At 56.9% G+C, this 14,931-nt stretch carries 13 protein-coding genes; 10 read left to right on the top strand and 3 right to left on the bottom strand.

Features of this window, described 5'->3' with window-relative positions; all coding sequences use genetic code 11:
- Nucleotides 1-53 precede the first annotated feature (53 nt).
- The 5 genes from lepB (at nucleotide 54) to argE (ending at nucleotide 6,047) form a co-directional block, all read left to right on the top strand.
- Nucleotides 54-884 (top strand): signal peptidase I, encoded by an 831-nt coding sequence (gene lepB / locus RZ517_RS16175; protein WP_338549162.1) that lies wholly within the window; start codon nucleotides 54-56, stop codon nucleotides 882-884.
- Nucleotides 881-1,564, top strand: coding sequence for a ribonuclease III (gene rnc / locus RZ517_RS16170; RefSeq protein WP_338549161.1), 684 nt, complete (start codon nucleotides 881-883; stop codon nucleotides 1,562-1,564). The genes lepB and rnc overlap by 4 nt, the downstream gene beginning before the upstream one ends.
- Nucleotides 1,565-1,767: 203 nt before the next feature.
- A complete protein-coding gene (locus RZ517_RS16165) occupies nucleotides 1,768-3,663 on the top strand; it encodes a propionyl-CoA synthetase (protein ID WP_338549160.1) in 1,896 nt (631 codons plus the stop codon).
- 26 nt (nucleotides 3,664-3,689) lie between these two features.
- Nucleotides 3,690-4,871 carry an acetyl-CoA C-acyltransferase family protein gene (locus RZ517_RS16160; protein ID WP_338549159.1) on the top strand — a complete coding sequence of 394 codons (1,182 nt, stop codon included), beginning with the start codon at nucleotides 3,690-3,692 and terminating at the stop codon, nucleotides 4,869-4,871.
- Between the two features lie 21 nt (nucleotides 4,872-4,892).
- Nucleotides 4,893-6,047, top strand: a complete 1,155-nt coding sequence (gene argE, locus RZ517_RS16155; RefSeq protein WP_338549158.1) for an acetylornithine deacetylase — start codon at nucleotides 4,893-4,895, stop codon at nucleotides 6,045-6,047.
- Nucleotides 6,048-6,067: 20 nt separating this feature from the next.
- On the opposite strand, the gene RZ517_RS16150 is transcribed toward argE, so the two are convergent.
- Nucleotides 6,068-7,192 (bottom strand): aromatic ring-hydroxylating oxygenase subunit alpha, encoded by a 1,125-nt coding sequence (locus RZ517_RS16150; protein WP_338549157.1) that lies wholly within the window; start codon nucleotides 7,190-7,192, stop codon nucleotides 6,068-6,070.
- Nucleotides 7,193-7,424: 232 nt separating this feature from the next.
- Between RZ517_RS16150 and RZ517_RS16145 the strand changes: the two genes are divergently transcribed.
- Nucleotides 7,425-9,221 carry an ABC transporter transmembrane domain-containing protein gene (locus RZ517_RS16145; RefSeq protein ID WP_338549156.1) on the top strand — a complete coding sequence of 599 codons (1,797 nt, stop codon included), beginning with the start codon at nucleotides 7,425-7,427 and terminating at the stop codon, nucleotides 9,219-9,221.
- A gap of 6 nt (nucleotides 9,222-9,227) precedes the next feature.
- Here the strand turns inward: RZ517_RS16145 and RZ517_RS16140 are convergent, their stop codons facing one another.
- Together RZ517_RS16140 and RZ517_RS16135 are read right to left on the bottom strand one after the other, a co-directional pair.
- Nucleotides 9,228-10,283, bottom strand: coding sequence for a DMT family transporter (locus tag RZ517_RS16140; protein ID WP_317056963.1), 1,056 nt, complete (start codon nucleotides 10,281-10,283; stop codon nucleotides 9,228-9,230).
- 80 nt (nucleotides 10,284-10,363) lie between these two features.
- The gene (locus RZ517_RS16135) at nucleotides 10,364-11,413 is read right to left on the bottom strand and encodes a DMT family transporter (protein ID WP_338549155.1); all 1,050 of its coding nucleotides are present in this window, start codon (nucleotides 11,411-11,413) and stop codon (nucleotides 10,364-10,366) included.
- A gap of 270 nt (nucleotides 11,414-11,683) precedes the next feature.
- Here RZ517_RS16135 and RZ517_RS16130 point away from each other — a divergent pair, with 270 nt between their 5' ends.
- The 4 genes from RZ517_RS16130 to RZ517_RS16115 all read left to right on the top strand — a co-directional run bounded on the left by RZ517_RS16130 (nucleotide 11,684) and on the right by RZ517_RS16115 (nucleotide 14,929).
- Entirely contained in the window at nucleotides 11,684-12,556 is an 873-nt protein-coding gene (locus RZ517_RS16130; protein WP_338549154.1) for a hypothetical protein, read from the top strand.
- 58 nt (nucleotides 12,557-12,614) lie between these two features.
- Nucleotides 12,615-13,625 (top strand): NAD(P)H-binding protein, encoded by a 1,011-nt coding sequence (locus tag RZ517_RS16125; protein WP_338549153.1) that lies wholly within the window; start codon nucleotides 12,615-12,617, stop codon nucleotides 13,623-13,625.
- 66 nt (nucleotides 13,626-13,691) lie between these two features.
- Nucleotides 13,692-14,600 (top strand): GTPase Era, encoded by a 909-nt coding sequence (gene era / locus RZ517_RS16120; RefSeq protein ID WP_338549152.1) that lies wholly within the window; start codon nucleotides 13,692-13,694, stop codon nucleotides 14,598-14,600.
- Nucleotides 14,597-14,929 (top strand): DUF1491 family protein, encoded by a 333-nt coding sequence (locus RZ517_RS16115; protein ID WP_338549151.1) that lies wholly within the window; start codon nucleotides 14,597-14,599, stop codon nucleotides 14,927-14,929. Before era ends, RZ517_RS16115 begins: the two co-directional genes overlap by 4 nt.
- The last annotated feature ends 2 nt before the right edge of the window (nucleotides 14,930-14,931 follow it).

Below are 14,931 nucleotides of genomic sequence, written 5' to 3'. Positions count from 1 at the left end.
GACACCTCTGCATCTGCCACGCATGTAGCCCAAAGAGGCATTGGAGACAGTACATGGCCAGCGAAGCCAAAAAACCGAGTGCGATATGGGAGACCATCAAGACCGTTTTTTGGGCTTTGGTGGTGGCAGGCATCTTCCGCACAATCTTTTTTCAACCGTTTTGGATCCCATCGGGGTCGATGAAAGACACGCTGCTGATTGGCGATTTCCTGTTCGTCAACAAGATGGCTTATGGCTATTCCTATGCCTCATGTCCCAATATCCGGCTGGGGTCGATCAATGTTGATGCGCAAAAGCTGTGTGCGTTTCTGGATGGTGACAACACGCGGCTTTGGGGCGATGAGCCTGAGCGGGGTGACATCATTGTGTTTCGCCATTCGGTGCATGGCACGGATTTCATCAAGCGGGTCGTTGGATTGCCAGGTGACAAATTGCAGGTGAAAGAGGGGCGGCTCATTATAAATGATGAGGTTCTTCCGATTGAGGATGCGGGCGTTTTCCAGGAGGTTATGGAACGCCAGGGTCCGCTGCGCCGCACGCCGCAATGTGCCAACGGTGCTGTTGGATTCGGGGCAATTTGCGAAAAGCCTCGATTTGTGGAGACCCTGCCCAATGGGCACAAGCACAATATTCTGAACATCACCAATCAGCGTTATGACAACACCGGTGTTTTTGTTGTGCCGGAAGGGCACTATTTCTTCATGGGCGATAACCGGGACAATTCCACAGACTCCCGTGCGCCGCTGACAGCACAAGGTGTGGGGTATGTGCCGTTCGAGAACCTGATTGGTCGCGCGGATCGTGTGATTTTCTCGTCTGCAGGGCGCTCGATGCTGTTTTTCTGGACATGGCGTGGCGACCGGTTTTTCGAGAAGCTTGAATGAAACTCTCGGCCGAGCTGAAGGCGTTTGAGGCGCGGCTTGGTCATGAGTTTCAGCGGCCCGAGCTTCTGGTTCGCGCTGTGACTCATGGCTCGATGACGACGGTCAATCGCGAAGACAATCAACGACTTGAGTTTCTGGGTGACAGAGTGCTGGGTCTTGTGATGGCAGAGGCCCTGCTGGATGATGACGGTGACGCCGCCGAAGGGCAGCTTGCGCCACGCTATAACGCCCTGGTGCGCAAAGAGGCCTGTGCGGATGTTGCCAAGGAGATTGATCTTGGTGCTGTGTTGAAACTGGGGCGGTCAGAGATGCTCTCGGGCGGGCGACGCAAGCAAGCGCTCTTAGGAGACGCGATGGAAGCGGTGATCGCCGCTGTGTATCGCGATGCCGGGTTTGAAGCAGCCAAGGCCCTTGTGCTGCGGCTTTGGGGCTCACGGATCAAAACCGTTGAGGCGGATGCGCGTGATCCAAAGACCGCACTGCAGGAATGGGCTCAGGCGCGGGGTTTTGCGCCGCCTGACTACGTTGAGCAGGCGCGCAGTGGTCCCGATCACGCGCCGCAGTTCACCATCGAGGCGCGGCTGGACAACGGCGAGGCCGAGCGTGCGACGGCGGGGTCTAAGCGTCAGGCGGAACAGCTTGCCGCCAAGGCGTTGCTGACACGGCTTCAGAAGCTCTGAAACGTTTCACCCGTGCGGTGCTTGGTGTGACACCATCGCATATGGTGGTACACAATGCTTTTCGGGTATAGGTTCGCGCAAATTGCGGGGGGCAATCGGAGACGTTTCTGTTCTTCTTGCAGAGCGATGTCTTTGTGCAACGCAGATTGACGTTTGGACTGCCCCGCCTTCAGATACGGCTGTGACGAGAAGAGGAGTGGCTCATGGCAAGCTATGCGGATGTGTATGGGAACTGGCAAACGGACCCTTTGGCATTTTGGGCGAAAGAAGCGCAGGCGGTGGATTGGATCAAGCCACCAGAGCAGATCCTCGATGACAGTGAGGCGCCTTTTTACCGCTGGTTTCCCGATGCGGAATGCAACACTTGTTACAACGCGGTCGACCGGCATGTAGAGGCCGGGCGCGGAGATCAACCGGCGATTATTCATGACAGTCCGGTCACGAATTCCAAGACCATCATCACATATTCTGAACTTTTGGATCGCGTATCCAAAGTGGCGTCGCTGCTTAGCCAGCGTGGTGTGAGCAAAGGCGACCGCGTGATCATCTACATGCCGATGATCCCAGAAGCGCTTGTGGCGATGCTGGCCTGTGCGCGGGTTGGAGCGGTGCATTCGGTGGTGTTTGGCGGGTTTGCCGCGCATGAACTGGCGGTGCGGATCACCGATGCCACCCCCAAGGCCATTCTGAGTGCGTCTTGCGGCATCGAAGGGTCGCGGATCATCGAATACAAACCGCTTCTGGATGAGGCAATTGAACAGGCTGAGACCAAGCCGGAGTTCACTCTGATCCTTCAGCGCCCGCAATGCCAGGCCAGCATGGTTGAGGGGCGTGATTTGGATTGGGCGACCGAGGAGGCCGCAGCCGAACCTATTGGGTGTACCCCGGTGGCGGCGACCGATCCGCTCTACATCCTCTACACCTCTGGCACCACCGGACAGCCCAAGGGCGTTGTGCGTGACAATGGCGGTCACATGGTGGCGCTGATCTGGACGATGCAGAACATTTACAACGTCAAACCGGGAGAAGTGTTCTGGGCGGCCTCAGACGTGGGCTGGGTCGTGGGGCATAGTTACATCTGCTATGCGCCTCTGCTGACCGGCTGCACGACCGTTGTGTTCGAAGGCAAGCCGGTGGGCACGCCAGATGCCGGGACGTTCTGGCGCGTGATTGAAGAGCATAAAGTTCGCGTGCTTTTCACTGCGCCAACCGCGCTACGGGCTATCAAGCGGGAAGATGCGGATGGGGATTTCATTAAGAAATATGACTTGAGCTCAATGCATACGCTCTTTCTGGCGGGTGAACGGGCCGATCCGCCGACGATTGAATGGGCGCAAAAGCACCTTGGCAAGCCGGTGATTGATCACTGGTGGCAGACTGAAACCGGCTGGGCGATTGCGGCCAACCCGATGGGGATTGAGCATTTGCCGGTGAAACTTGGCTCACCGACTGTCGGGATGCCTGGCTATCAGATTGATGTGCTGGACGAAGGCGGGCATCCGGTTGAGGCCGATACGCTGGGGGCGATTGCTGTGAAATTGCCGCTGCCGCCGGGCACGTTGCCGACGTTGTGGAACGCTTCGGAGCGGTTTCAGAAAAGCTATCTGAACACGTTCCCCGGTTATTATGAGACCGGCGATGCGGGGATGAAGGATGCAGATGGCTATGTCTATATCATGGCGCGCACCGATGATGTGATCAACGTGGCAGGACATCGCCTTTCGACCGGCGCGATGGAAGAAGTGCTGGCCGCGCATCCGGATGTGGCGGAATGTGCTGTGATCGGGATTTCGGATAAGCTCAAGGGCCAGGCGCCTTTGGGTCTTGTGTGCCTGAGTTCCAACTCACAGCGCGATGAAGCGGATATCGAGAAGGAATGTGTCGCCCTGGTCCGGCAAGAGATCGGACCGGTTGCTGCGTTCAAGAAATGTATTGTGGTCAATGCGTTGCCCAAAACGCGGTCAGGTAAAATTCTGCGTGGTACGATGGTATGTATCGCTGACCAGACACCGTGGAAGATGCCCGCAACGATCGATGATCCGGCGTCGCTTGATCATATTGCAGAGCGGATTGCGGGCCTCGGCGAGGCCGTGGGCTAAGCCGCAAAGAGCGAAAGGATGAGAAGATGAAGGACGTAGTTATACTGGATGGCGCGAGAACAGCCATTGGCACTTTCGGGGGCTCTTTGGCGGGCGTGCCACCGACCGAATTGGCCACAGCCGTCTCGAAAGAGGCGATGTCTCGCAGCGGCATCGAGGCCGGGCAAATCGGACATGCCGTGTTTGGCCATGTGATCAATACCGAAGCCAAGGATATGTACATGGCCCGCGTCGCGGCGGTTAATGCAGGTGTCTCCGAAGACGCGCCTGCGCTCACGGTCAACCGATTGTGCGGCTCAGGCGCGCAGGCGATTGTGTCGGCGGCGCAGCATATCATGTTGGGCGATACCGATTATGCGCTGGCCGGTGGGTCGGAGAGCATGTCGCGCGCGCCACATTCGACACAGAGCATCCGTACAGGTGCCAAGATGGGCGATATCAGCATGACGGACATGATGATCGGTGGTCTTACGGATCCTTTTGGTGTTGGGCATATGGGCGTGACTGCGGAAAACGTAGCGGCTGAGAACCAGATCACCCGTGAACAACAGGACGCCTTTGCAGTGGAAAGCCAGAGGCGTGCGACTGAGGCGATTGCCGATGGGCGGTTTGCGTCGCAGATCCTGCCTATCGAGGTGAAGGTGCGCAGGGATATGGTGTCGTTCGACACAGATGAGCATCCTAAGGCGAGCACGACGATGGAAAGCCTCGCCGGGTTGCGTCCGGCCTTCAAAAAGGATGGGACTGTTACAGCGGGAAATGCCTCGGGTATCAATGATGGTGCGGCGGCGATGGTGCTGGCCTCGGCCGATGCCGCAGAGAAAGCCGGGCTTAAACCCCGCGCGCGTCTCCTGGGCTATGCACACGCCGGCGTGCGGCACGAAGTGATGGGCATAGGGCCGGTACCAGCCGTGACCAAGCTCTTGGAGAAGCTCGACATGAGCGCGGATCAGTTTGATGTCATCGAGTCGAATGAAGCTTTTGCCGCCCAAGCCTGCGCGGTCAATGCCGGTTTGGGGCTGAATACCGACAAGGTGAACCCCAATGGTGGCGCGATTGCTTTGGGCCATCCGGTTGGAGCGACGGGCGCGATCATCTCGATCAAGGCGCTTTACGAGCTTGAGCGGACTGGCGGACAGTACGGGCTTGTAACCATGTGTATTGGTGGCGGGCAGGGGATTGCTCTGGCTTTTGAGCGTCTGAACTAAGACCACGGGAGCGCGCGGCGGATGACAACACTAGACCTGCTGCGCGATCTCATCGCCTTTCCAACGGTTAGCGTTGATCCCAATCGGGCACTGATCGACTATTGCGCTGAGCGGCTGGAGGCCGTCGGAGCGGACGTCACGATCATTGAGGATGAGACCGGCCTGAAAGCCAATCTTTATGCCACAGTCGGGCCACGGGATCGGCCCGGTGTGATGCTGTCCGGGCATACCGACGTGGTGCCGATTGAGGGGCAGAACTGGACTGTCCCTGCCTTTGAGATGACAGAGGCCAACGGGCGTGCCTATGGGCGCGGGACCACCGATATGAAGGGGTTCGTGGCCTCGGCGCTCTCAGCAGCATTGCATGCGTCAAATCTGGAACTCCAAACCCCGCTCCATCTGGCGTTTTCCTATGACGAGGAACTGGGTTGTCTTGGTGTGCATTCGATGATCGACATGCTGCGCAAAGCGCCGTTCCGACCGATGTTTTGCATCGTGGGCGAGCCGACCGATATGGGCGTAGCCACGGGGCATAAGGGCAAGACGGCGTTTCGGGTGACCTGCCGGGGCAAAGAGGCGCATTCTGCGCTTGCGCCAACAGGGCTTAACGCAATCTATCTGGCGATGGATATGGTATCTGTGCTGCGTCGCCTTCAGGAGGAGATCAAGGAGACTTCCGCTCGTGATGAGGCCTATGACGTGCCCTACACAACGGTGCATGTTGCCAAAATTGAAGCGGGCGGCGCGCTCAACATTGTGCCAAACCATGCGGAATTCCGTTTTGAAATCCGCAACTTGTCCGAGGATGACCCGCAAGAGCTTTTGGCGCGTATTCGGGCTGAGGCGGGCGCAATCATCACCCCGGTCAAGGACGATTTTCCAGATGCCTCCATCGAGATTGAAATGACCAACAGCTACCCGCCTCTGGCTACGGGACCTGACGCGGATGTGGTGCGGTTTGTGAAATCACTCACGGGCGGCAACTCTACTCTCAAAGTCGCGTTCGGCACAGAAGGCGGGCTTTTCCATCGCGAGTTGGGCATTCCCACGGTGATCTGTGGGCCGGGGTCTATGGCGCAAGGGCACAAGCCGGACGAGTATGTTGCACTGGACCAGCTAGAGAAATGCGATGCGATGCTTGCGGCACTCTTGGAGAGGTTGCGCGAAGGACTGTGAGGGTCGCCGTTTGATTTTGCTCAATGCGTGTTCTGAATGCGGCTGTTGATGTACTGGGCAAAGTCGTAGTTTGGACGTTCGAGATGCGACAAATGCCCGGGCTTGGCCGCTTTGGAGCACAGCCCGCGATAGACCTTTTCAGTGCAGCCTTTGTCCTCGGCGTTCACGTCATCCAGCAACGATTTGAGGTGCGCAAAATGCATTTGTGCATCTGGGTCATCAACGAATTCAGGCGACATGCCGCCCCCAAAGCTGATCTGGACCTGACCAACGCCATGCGGATGCAGTGAAAGATACCAAAAGTATCCCGGCGTCAGCGTGATGAGCAAACTGGGATAGATCGCCAGCAGATAGGTCATGCGCCGCCGTTCGCCTTTGAGGCGGGTGTTATCGGGATGCGCGAGTGCGATCTTGAGCGTGTCGTCTTTGAGAATTGTGTGGAAGTTGAACGCGGCCTCGCCGGGTGGACAAACCATTTCTTCCAGTTTCGATAGCGCACCGACTGTATTGGCGTGACAGACTGGCAGGTGGTAGCTTTCCATAAAATTTTCGGCCAGAACCTTCCAATTGGTGTCCCAAACATGGGTTTCAAAGAAAGTCTCTGTGTAGGTTTCCATCCCATAATCGCCGATAAGGTCTTCAACTTTGCTAAGTTGTGATGCTGCTGAGGGAGCCTCTGCGTTGAGCGTGACAAACACCCAGCCGAGCCATTCTTCGCAACGCACCTGTGGCAGTTGGTAACTGTCTTTGCAGAACCCGACATTGAGCGTCATGGCCGGAGCGCCGCGCAGGCTTCCGTCCAGATTGTAGGTCCAGGCGTGATACGGGCAGACGATGCTGCGGGTGTTGCCTCGCCCTTCGAGCAGCGTGGACATGCGGTGCAGGCAGACATTGGACATCGCCTTAAGCTGGCCCTCGGCATCCCTTAGAACGATGATCGGCTGTTTGGCCAGTTCAAGTGTCACGTAATCACCGGGGTTGCACAGAGCCGATGCGCGGCCGACGCAAAACCAGTCTTGTGAGAAAATGTGCGACAGCTCCTGTTCCAGAAATTCCTCAGACGTATAGACCGATGGCGGCATCGCGCGAGCCTGCTCAAAAGGCACGGCAACATTGTCTTTCAATTCTCTGGCAGCGTCTTTCATGATCGTCCCTGGTTTTGGCAGCAATCTTGTTGGGTTCAACATACTATCGCGGAACACAGCCGTCACCGGTCTTTTGCGATGCGAACTTCTTTGGTCGCGTTGGCTGCGCTGTTTTGCGCAAAACCAACGGGACCAAGTGCTTATAGAGAATTCTCAAGACATTATGTGGGCTTGACCAAATCTTGTCACACCGCCATGAAACGCAGAACGGAAAATTTGCGAACAGGATGATATGGTACGCAGGGCCGAGAATGGTGCGGATATGCTGGATCGGGAGAAGTCAAAGCAAATAGGCGCTTTGGCGGCGATCTGGCCGTTTATCAAACCGTATCGATTATTGCTGACAGCAGCGCTTCTTGCGCTTGTTGCGACGGCCAGCGTATCGCTTGTGCTGCCTTTGGCCGTGCGCCGCGTCGTGGATAATTTTTCGGTCGAAGATGGTACAATTCTCGACCAGTATTTCTTGGCAGCCGTGGGTATTGCCGGGCTATTGGCGATAGGGACGGGCCTGCGCTATTTGTTGGTCAGTCGCCTGGGAGAACGTGTTGTAGCGGACCTTCGAAAAGCAGTATTTGGTCGTGTGATCGGCATGAGCCCCAGCTTTTTCGAGCGCAATCTGACGGGTGAAATTCTCAGCCGAGTGACCACGGACACCACGCTCATTCAATCCGTTATTGGTTCGTCAATTTCGATTGCGCTGCGCAACCTGCTGATTTTCTTAGGTGGGTTGATCTTCATGTTGGTCACATCGGCCAAGCTCACGGGAATGGTGCTTTTGCTGGTACCATTGGTGATCGTCCCGATCCTTGTGCTGAGCCGAAAACTGCGCCGCCTGAGCAAGGAAAATCAGGATTGGATTGCGGCGAGCTCTGGCAACGCGTCCGAGGCTTTGTTGAATGTTCAAACGGTGCAGGCGTTCACCCATGAAGAGGCCAGCCGAGGCGCGTTCAATAGCGTAACCGAGAAGAGTTTTCGTGTAGCCAAGCATCGCGTGAACGTCCGGGCACTTATGACGGTGATTGTCATTTTCCTGGTGTTTACCGGGATTGTCAGCGTTCTTTGGATCGGAGCGCGAGACGTTCGTGCTGACTTGATGAGCGCAGGCACGCTCATTCAGTTTGTGATCTACTCGGTCATGGTGGCCGGTGCTGTTGCGGCTTTGTCTGAGATATGGGGCGAATTGCAGCGGGCGGCTGGGGCTTCTGAGCGTCTGGTTGAACTTTTGCAGGCTGAGGATGAATTGGAAGATCCCGTTTCGCCGGTCGCGCTGCCCAAACCTGTAAAAGGACGCATAGCCTTCGAGGACGTGAGCTTCACATACCCCGCAAGACCGGATGCGCCTGCTTTGGATCGGTTCAATCTTGTGATTGAGCCGGGTGAAACCATAGCGCTTGTTGGACCGTCCGGCGCAGGAAAAACCACCGTGATCCAACTCATCCAGCGGTTTTATGATCCGCAAGCTGGGCAAGTGACCCTGGATGGTGTCGCTTTGCCTGATATGGCGCGCCCGGAATTTCGGGCTTCTTTGGCCCTTGTGCCACAAGAACCGGTGATCTTTGCCACCTCGGCGCGGGACAACATTCGATTTGGTCGCATGGATGCCAGCGATGCCGAGGTTGAAGCCGCGGCGAAGACGGCTTGGGCCCATGACTTTGTCGCAGCCTTGCCCGAGGGGTACGGCAGCTATCTCGGAGAGCGCGGTGTGATGCTTTCAGGTGGGCAAAAGCAACGTGTCGCGATTGCACGCGCTATTTTGCGTGACGCGCCCGTATTGCTTTTGGATGAGGCCACATCAGCACTTGATGCTGAAAGCGAACGGGCGGTGCAAACGGCAGTGGACGCTCTTGCCAAGGAACGGACGACTGTGATCGTCGCCCATCGCCTAGCGACTGTAAAAAAAGCCGACCGGATCATTGTAATGGATGCCGGTCGGATCGTAGCACAAGGCACACATGACAGTCTGGTCGCCGAAGGTGGACTTTATGCGCGACTGGCGCGGCTGCAATTCACCGACGGCGAAGCGGCGTAAGGCGTTTTACGCGCCTTTGAAGTTCAAGTGACCTTCGGCCTCCATCGACTTGTCCATTTGCCGTTTCTGGCGCTCTGCTTCGGCGCGCTTCTCTTTCGTCTTTGCGCGCAGGCGTCCGTATTGCCCAATCGCGATGGCCGACAGGATGATCAGACCGCCGGGGATAAGGCCCGGGCCAGGGTCTTCGCCCAGGATCAGCATGGCAAGCACCAGCGCCGCAATAGGAGAGAAAGACGTGGCCAGAGACACATCGCCTGAGCGCGCGTGTTTCATGCCGAGGTTCCAGGCCAACTGCCCGCAGAGCACCACGATCACCGCATAGACCCAAACCCATTTCAGGACGATCGGTTCCAGAAGATCCTGAAAATGGTTGGGGCCGTAAAGGTAAAGGCCGAGGAAATAGAAGATGATCGTACCCAGGACCGAACGGTAGATCGAGAAGATGCCAAGTGGGATGCCTTGCAAACCAACCCGTGTGATCAAGGTGGATGCGATAAAGGACAAGGTCGCGAAAACCGTGGCGATCTCTCCTTTGCCGAGGGTGAAGCCCTCTTCGCCAGTGTTGAGCACGAAGATGACCACAGCGCCGCAAAGCGCGATCAATCCACCGGTCAGTGCCCACCAGTCCAGCTTTTCTTTCAACAAGATTGCCGAAGCGATCAGGAAAAGCGGCGGTTCGATCCGACCCACGAGAACGACATTCGTGACGGTTGTCGCGTCAAGCGCAATGAAGAAAAGATAAGGCGTCAGGGCAGAAGACAGCCCGGCAGAGATTGTCAGGATGATCCAGTCTTTGCGCCGAAGGGCACGGACCTTTTCCCGCGTCCAGTCTTTGCGAAACATGAAGGTCATCGGCACCAGCGATATCAGCGACCCCAGAAAAAGCAGGTTGCAAAAGGAAATCGCATTGCGCCCTGCGATCTTGTTCTGCCAGCCGATCTCGGCAAGGGCGGACACGATCGAATTGGAAGATGCGTAGATGATCACCGCGGCCCAGACGAGCAGGGCGCCCATGATGACTTTGGATTGTTCTGGTTGCGTGTTTGTACTTGCGAGGCTCACTGTATTTGTCCCGGTTTTTATTGGTTTCGGGAGTTATACGTGCAAACCTCGCTAGTTATTCTCTGATTGAGAAGATTTTTTTAGGCACCTTTGAAGTTAACGCGACCTTCCGCTTCCATCGCTTTGTCCATATCGTGCTTGCGGCGTTCTTCCTCAGCACGCTTCTCGGCGGCTTTGGCGCGCAGGCGACCGAACTGACCGATGGCAATAGCCGAAAGGATGACAAGCCCGCCGGGGACAAGACCGGGGCCCGGGTCTTCGCCCAAAAGCACCATCGCAATGATAAGGGCCGCAACAGGCGAAAACGACGTAGCCAGTGACACATCACCAGAGCGGGCGTGTTTCAGACCGATGTTCCAGGAAAACTGACCCACGATGATCACGATGATCGCGTAGACCCAGACCCATTTCAGGACGATGGGCTGAAACAGGTCTTGGAAGTGGTTGGGGCCGTAGAGATAGAGCGCCAAAAAATAGTAGATAATCGTTCCGAGCACCGTGCGATAGATTGAGAAGATGCCCAACGGCACGCCGCGCAGGCCCAGCCGCGTGACGATGGTTGAGGCAATAAACGACAACGTGGCAAAGATTGTTGCGATCTCCCCTTTGCCAAACTCGATCGCAGCACCGTTCATCAGAAAGATGACCACCGCACCAAACAGAGCGACGATACCGGCGGCCAAGGCCCAGGGATCAAGCTTTTCACCAAGGATAAGGACCGTAGCCAGCAGGAAAAGCGGTGGTTCGATCCGCCCGATCAGCACCACATTGGTCACGGTGGTGTAGTCGAGCGCAATAAAGAAAAGTGCTGGCGTCAGGGCGGAGGACAGGATTGCTGAAAGCGTCAGAACACCCCAGTCTTTGCGCGACAGTTTGCGCAGGTTCTCCATGGTCCAATCTCGCCAGAACATGAACACCATGGGCACCAGCGAGATGAGAGATCCCAGAAAGAGCAGGTTACATAGCGATACCGCATTGCGGCCCATGACCGGGTTTTCCCGTCCGATATTGGCCAGCAGGGACACGATTGAGTTGGACGAGGCGTAGATGATGACCGCTGCCCAAACGAGCAAAGCACCCATGACAACCTTGGATGTGTCGGCTTGCGGATTCGTCGTTGCCTGTGCCATGGATGGTCCCCTCGCGGCGTGATTTAAAGAATACTGAGCCACAAAGGCCTGTTGTGGCAAGCGCACAGCACACACAATGAGTCACGAAGCGAGTATATCTCGAAACAATGTTTCAGGGTGAGGAATCTGGGTCACGCCTGCGTTTTCGAATGTAACACTCGGCTGTAGTTGCGGCGTGTGGTCTTACGTAGGGCAGGCATAGCTTCTTGTGCTCGCGCTCTCTGTGAGCGTAGGAAGCTATGCGTTGGATAACGAGAAGCGACGGTACAGATGATTGAAAACGAAGGGGCCCCGGGCCAGAAGATCGTCACCATCTATGATAACATCTACGATTTGCCGGATTGCCGGTCGTATTACCGGGCGATGCACAATGCCGGGTTCCGGACGGCGCATTTCGCATCGACCGCGTTTCGTGCGGTGTTGGCAGAGCTTAAGCACCTGCGGGGGTTGGACCAGGCCACTGTCATGGATTTTGCCAGCGGTTACGGCATCGCGCCTGCGCTGATGCGGCATGATGTGGCGCTGGATGACGTGCTGTCGCGCTACGTTGAGCCCTGGTTTGACGAGGCAACCACCGAAGATGTGATTGCCAAAGATCGCGAGTGGTTTCAAAACCGCCGTCGCGTGGGGCAAAATGATCGCTTTGCCGGTATCGACATCGCCGGACGCGCGCTCGAGTATGGAAAGGCCGTTGGTATCTATGATGCGGCGTTCGCCGAAAACCTACAGGATGATACGCCGAGCGCGGAATTGCAGGCTTGGTTGGCCGAGACTGACTTGATCGTGGAATGCGGCAGCGTGGCGCATATGCTGCCCGGTGCATTGGACAAGATGCTTCAGGCTACAGCACGCAAGCGCCCGTGGATAGCGACGGCGCCTATTCGGGGCAACGACACAGCTCAGGCGCTCGAAATGATGCGTGAGCATCAGTATGACGTGGTGGCGCTTGACATGCCTCCCTTCCGCCATCGCCGTTTCTCCAGCCAGGATGAACAGACGCGCGCGATCGCCAATGCCGAGGCGCGTGGACATGACACCAAAAGTTTTGAGGACGCAGGGTACTTTCACGCCCAGGTGTTCATCGCGCGACCTAAGGAGGAAGTCACACATGTGGTCGACTGGGCGCACTCGCCTGTGGCTTAGGGTTGGTGCCCGGCATTGCGCATGTGTAAGCTTGGGCTGACCAAGGAATTTGCCCGCAATGTCACACGATCCTGCCTATGACCACAGCGTCGACCTTGTGGTGCCATCTGATACGCGCCGCGTCCTGCTGTTGGGTGCGACTGGCACGATTGGGCGTGCTGTCCTCAAGACGTTGCTCGAGGCGGGGTTCGATGTGACATGTGCGCTGCGCAGTCCACCTAGTTCCAAAGCGGAGTTGGATCACCCGGGTCTGACACTGCAGGTAGGTGATCTGACTTCCGATGGGTTTCTGCATGATATCTCAGACGGAGTGGATGCGGTTGTTTCCTGCCTCGCATCGCGAACCGGTGCGCCATCGGATGCCTGGGCCGTGGATCATGGGATCAACAGCAGGCTTCTGACGGCATGCAGGGCGCTGGGCAATCCGCACTTTGTGCTTTTATCTGCCATTTGCGTGCAAAAGCCCAAACTGGCGTTTCAGCACGCTAAGCTGGCCTTTGAAGAAGAACTGGTCGCTTCGGGCCTGACCTATTCGATCGTGCGACCCACCGCGTTTTTCAAATCGCTTTCCGGACAATTGGGCAGGTTACGCGCAGGCAAGCCCTTTTTAGTGTTCGGAGATGGGGCACTCACCGCTTGTAAACCGATCAGCGACGCGGATCTGGCGCGTTTTGTGGTACGTTGCCTCACACACCCGGCTTGTCAAAACCGCATTCTGCCCGTCGGTGGGCCAGGACTGGCACTTACACCACTTGAGCAGGGAAACCTACTTTTTCAGGCACTGAACGAAAAGCCGCAGTTCCGTCGCGTGCCGGTCGCCCTGATGAGCGTGATCATTTGGCTTTTGACAGCCGTTGGAATGTTCAGCCCGGCGGTACGGGCGAAGGCTGAACTGGCCCGGATCGGACGCTACTATGCAACCGAGTCAATGTTGCTCTGGGATGCGGACCGCCAAGGATACGACGCCGATGCCACCCCGGAGTTTGGCCAAGACACGCTGGCTGATCACTATCATGGCCTGGCACGTGGCGAAGTGGAGGTAGACCTGGGCGAACATGCGGTGTTCTAAGACGGTTCTGGCGCTTTGGCCGAGGATGCGCTAGGGCAGAGCGCACGCAAAACTGAAAGCACACATATGACCACGCGCGCTGGTTTCATTGCCCTGATCGGAGAGCCCAATGCGGGCAAATCCACGCTGCTCAACCGCATGGTTGGCGCAAAAGTCAGCATTGTGACCCACAAAGTGCAAACGACACGGGCACGCATCCGGGGTGTGGCAATCGAAGGCGATGCGCAGCTTGTCTTTGTCGATACTCCAGGTCTTTTTGCGCCCAAACGCAGGCTGGATCGTGCCATGGTCGCCGCGGCCTGGGGCGGTGCTGCAGATGCTGATTTGGTTGTGCTTTTGATCGAGGCGCATCGGGGCGTAACCAAAGGTGTTGAACGCATCCTTGAGGGATTGGGAAACATGCCCAAGGGGCGGCGTGTGGCGCTGGCGATCAACAAGATTGACAAGGTGAAATCCGAAGTACTTTTGGGACTGGCCCAAGACCTTAACGAGCGGTTCAGCTTTGCAGAAACTTTCATGATCTCTGCCGAAAAGGGACATGGTGTTGCCGACCTGCGCCTGTGGCTCGCCGCGGAGTTGCCCGAGGGCCCTTGGCTTTATCCCGAGGATCAGATCGCCGATCTCCCCATGCGCATGATTGCGGCTGAGGTCACGCGTGAAAAGCTCACCCTGCGCCTGCATCAGGAATTGCCCTATCAGCTCACCGTCGAGACCGAAGCCTGGGAAGAACGCAAGGATGGCTCGGCCAAGATTGAACAAATCATCTATGTCACACGGGATGGTCACAAAGGTATCGTTCTGGGTAAAAAAGGCGAGACGATCAAGGCGGTCAGCCAGGCGGCGCGCGTCGAACTGGAAGAGTTTCTAGGCCGCCGCGTGCATCTGTTCACCCAGGTCAAAGTGCGCCCCGGCTGGCTTGACGAGGCCGAGCGCTATACCGAAATGGGGCTTGATTTCAAGGACGGCAACGCGTGAGCCGCTTGACAGCAGAGTTCTGGGTGCATGCGTATTTGCAGAGGCTGAAACTGCTGGAGATACCTGCATTCGTCGTCAAACACGGGGATGACACAGCGGGGGCTGTGATCGTGAAGCTCAATACGCTTGATGGTCAGGCCAAGGCATTTCAACGTGGGTTTGACCTAATGAGCGGGGCGCGCCGCTGGGATGTGCTGTCGGAAGGGGCCGAGAGCGAGGTTGATGAGGTGATCGCACGCCAAAAGGGGTTCGATCCTGATCTTTGGGTTCTGGAGGTCGAGGATCGCGAAGGCCGCCACCTACTCGAAGAACCTGGACTGGCGGACTAGTC

Origin of the sequence: Roseovarius sp. S88 (assembly GCF_037023735.1) — a bacterium.
Lineage (GTDB): Bacteria > Pseudomonadota > Alphaproteobacteria > Rhodobacterales > Rhodobacteraceae > Roseovarius > Roseovarius phycicola.
This window is presented reverse-complemented; position numbering and strand designations above follow the sequence as displayed.

Coding starts and splice junctions, on each gene's coding strand:
- lepB (WP_338549162.1), top strand. CDS start 54: ATGGCCAGCGAAGCCAAAAAACCGAGTGCGATATGGGAGACCATCAAG.
- rnc (WP_338549161.1), top strand. CDS start 881: ATGAAACTCTCGGCCGAGCTGAAGGCGTTTGAGGCGCGGCTTGGTCAT.
- RZ517_RS16165 (WP_338549160.1), top strand. CDS start 1,768: ATGGCAAGCTATGCGGATGTGTATGGGAACTGGCAAACGGACCCTTTG.
- RZ517_RS16160 (WP_338549159.1), top strand. CDS start 3,690: ATGAAGGACGTAGTTATACTGGATGGCGCGAGAACAGCCATTGGCACT.
- argE (WP_338549158.1), top strand. CDS start 4,893: ATGACAACACTAGACCTGCTGCGCGATCTCATCGCCTTTCCAACGGTT.
- RZ517_RS16150 (WP_338549157.1), bottom strand. CDS start 7,192: ATGAAAGACGCTGCCAGAGAATTGAAAGACAATGTTGCCGTGCCTTTT.
- RZ517_RS16145 (WP_338549156.1), top strand. CDS start 7,425: ATGGTACGCAGGGCCGAGAATGGTGCGGATATGCTGGATCGGGAGAAG.
- RZ517_RS16135 (WP_338549155.1), bottom strand. CDS start 11,413: ATGGCACAGGCAACGACGAATCCGCAAGCCGACACATCCAAGGTTGTC.
- RZ517_RS16130 (WP_338549154.1), top strand. CDS start 11,684: ATGATTGAAAACGAAGGGGCCCCGGGCCAGAAGATCGTCACCATCTAT.
- RZ517_RS16125 (WP_338549153.1), top strand. CDS start 12,615: ATGTCACACGATCCTGCCTATGACCACAGCGTCGACCTTGTGGTGCCA.
- era (WP_338549152.1), top strand. CDS start 13,692: ATGACCACGCGCGCTGGTTTCATTGCCCTGATCGGAGAGCCCAATGCG.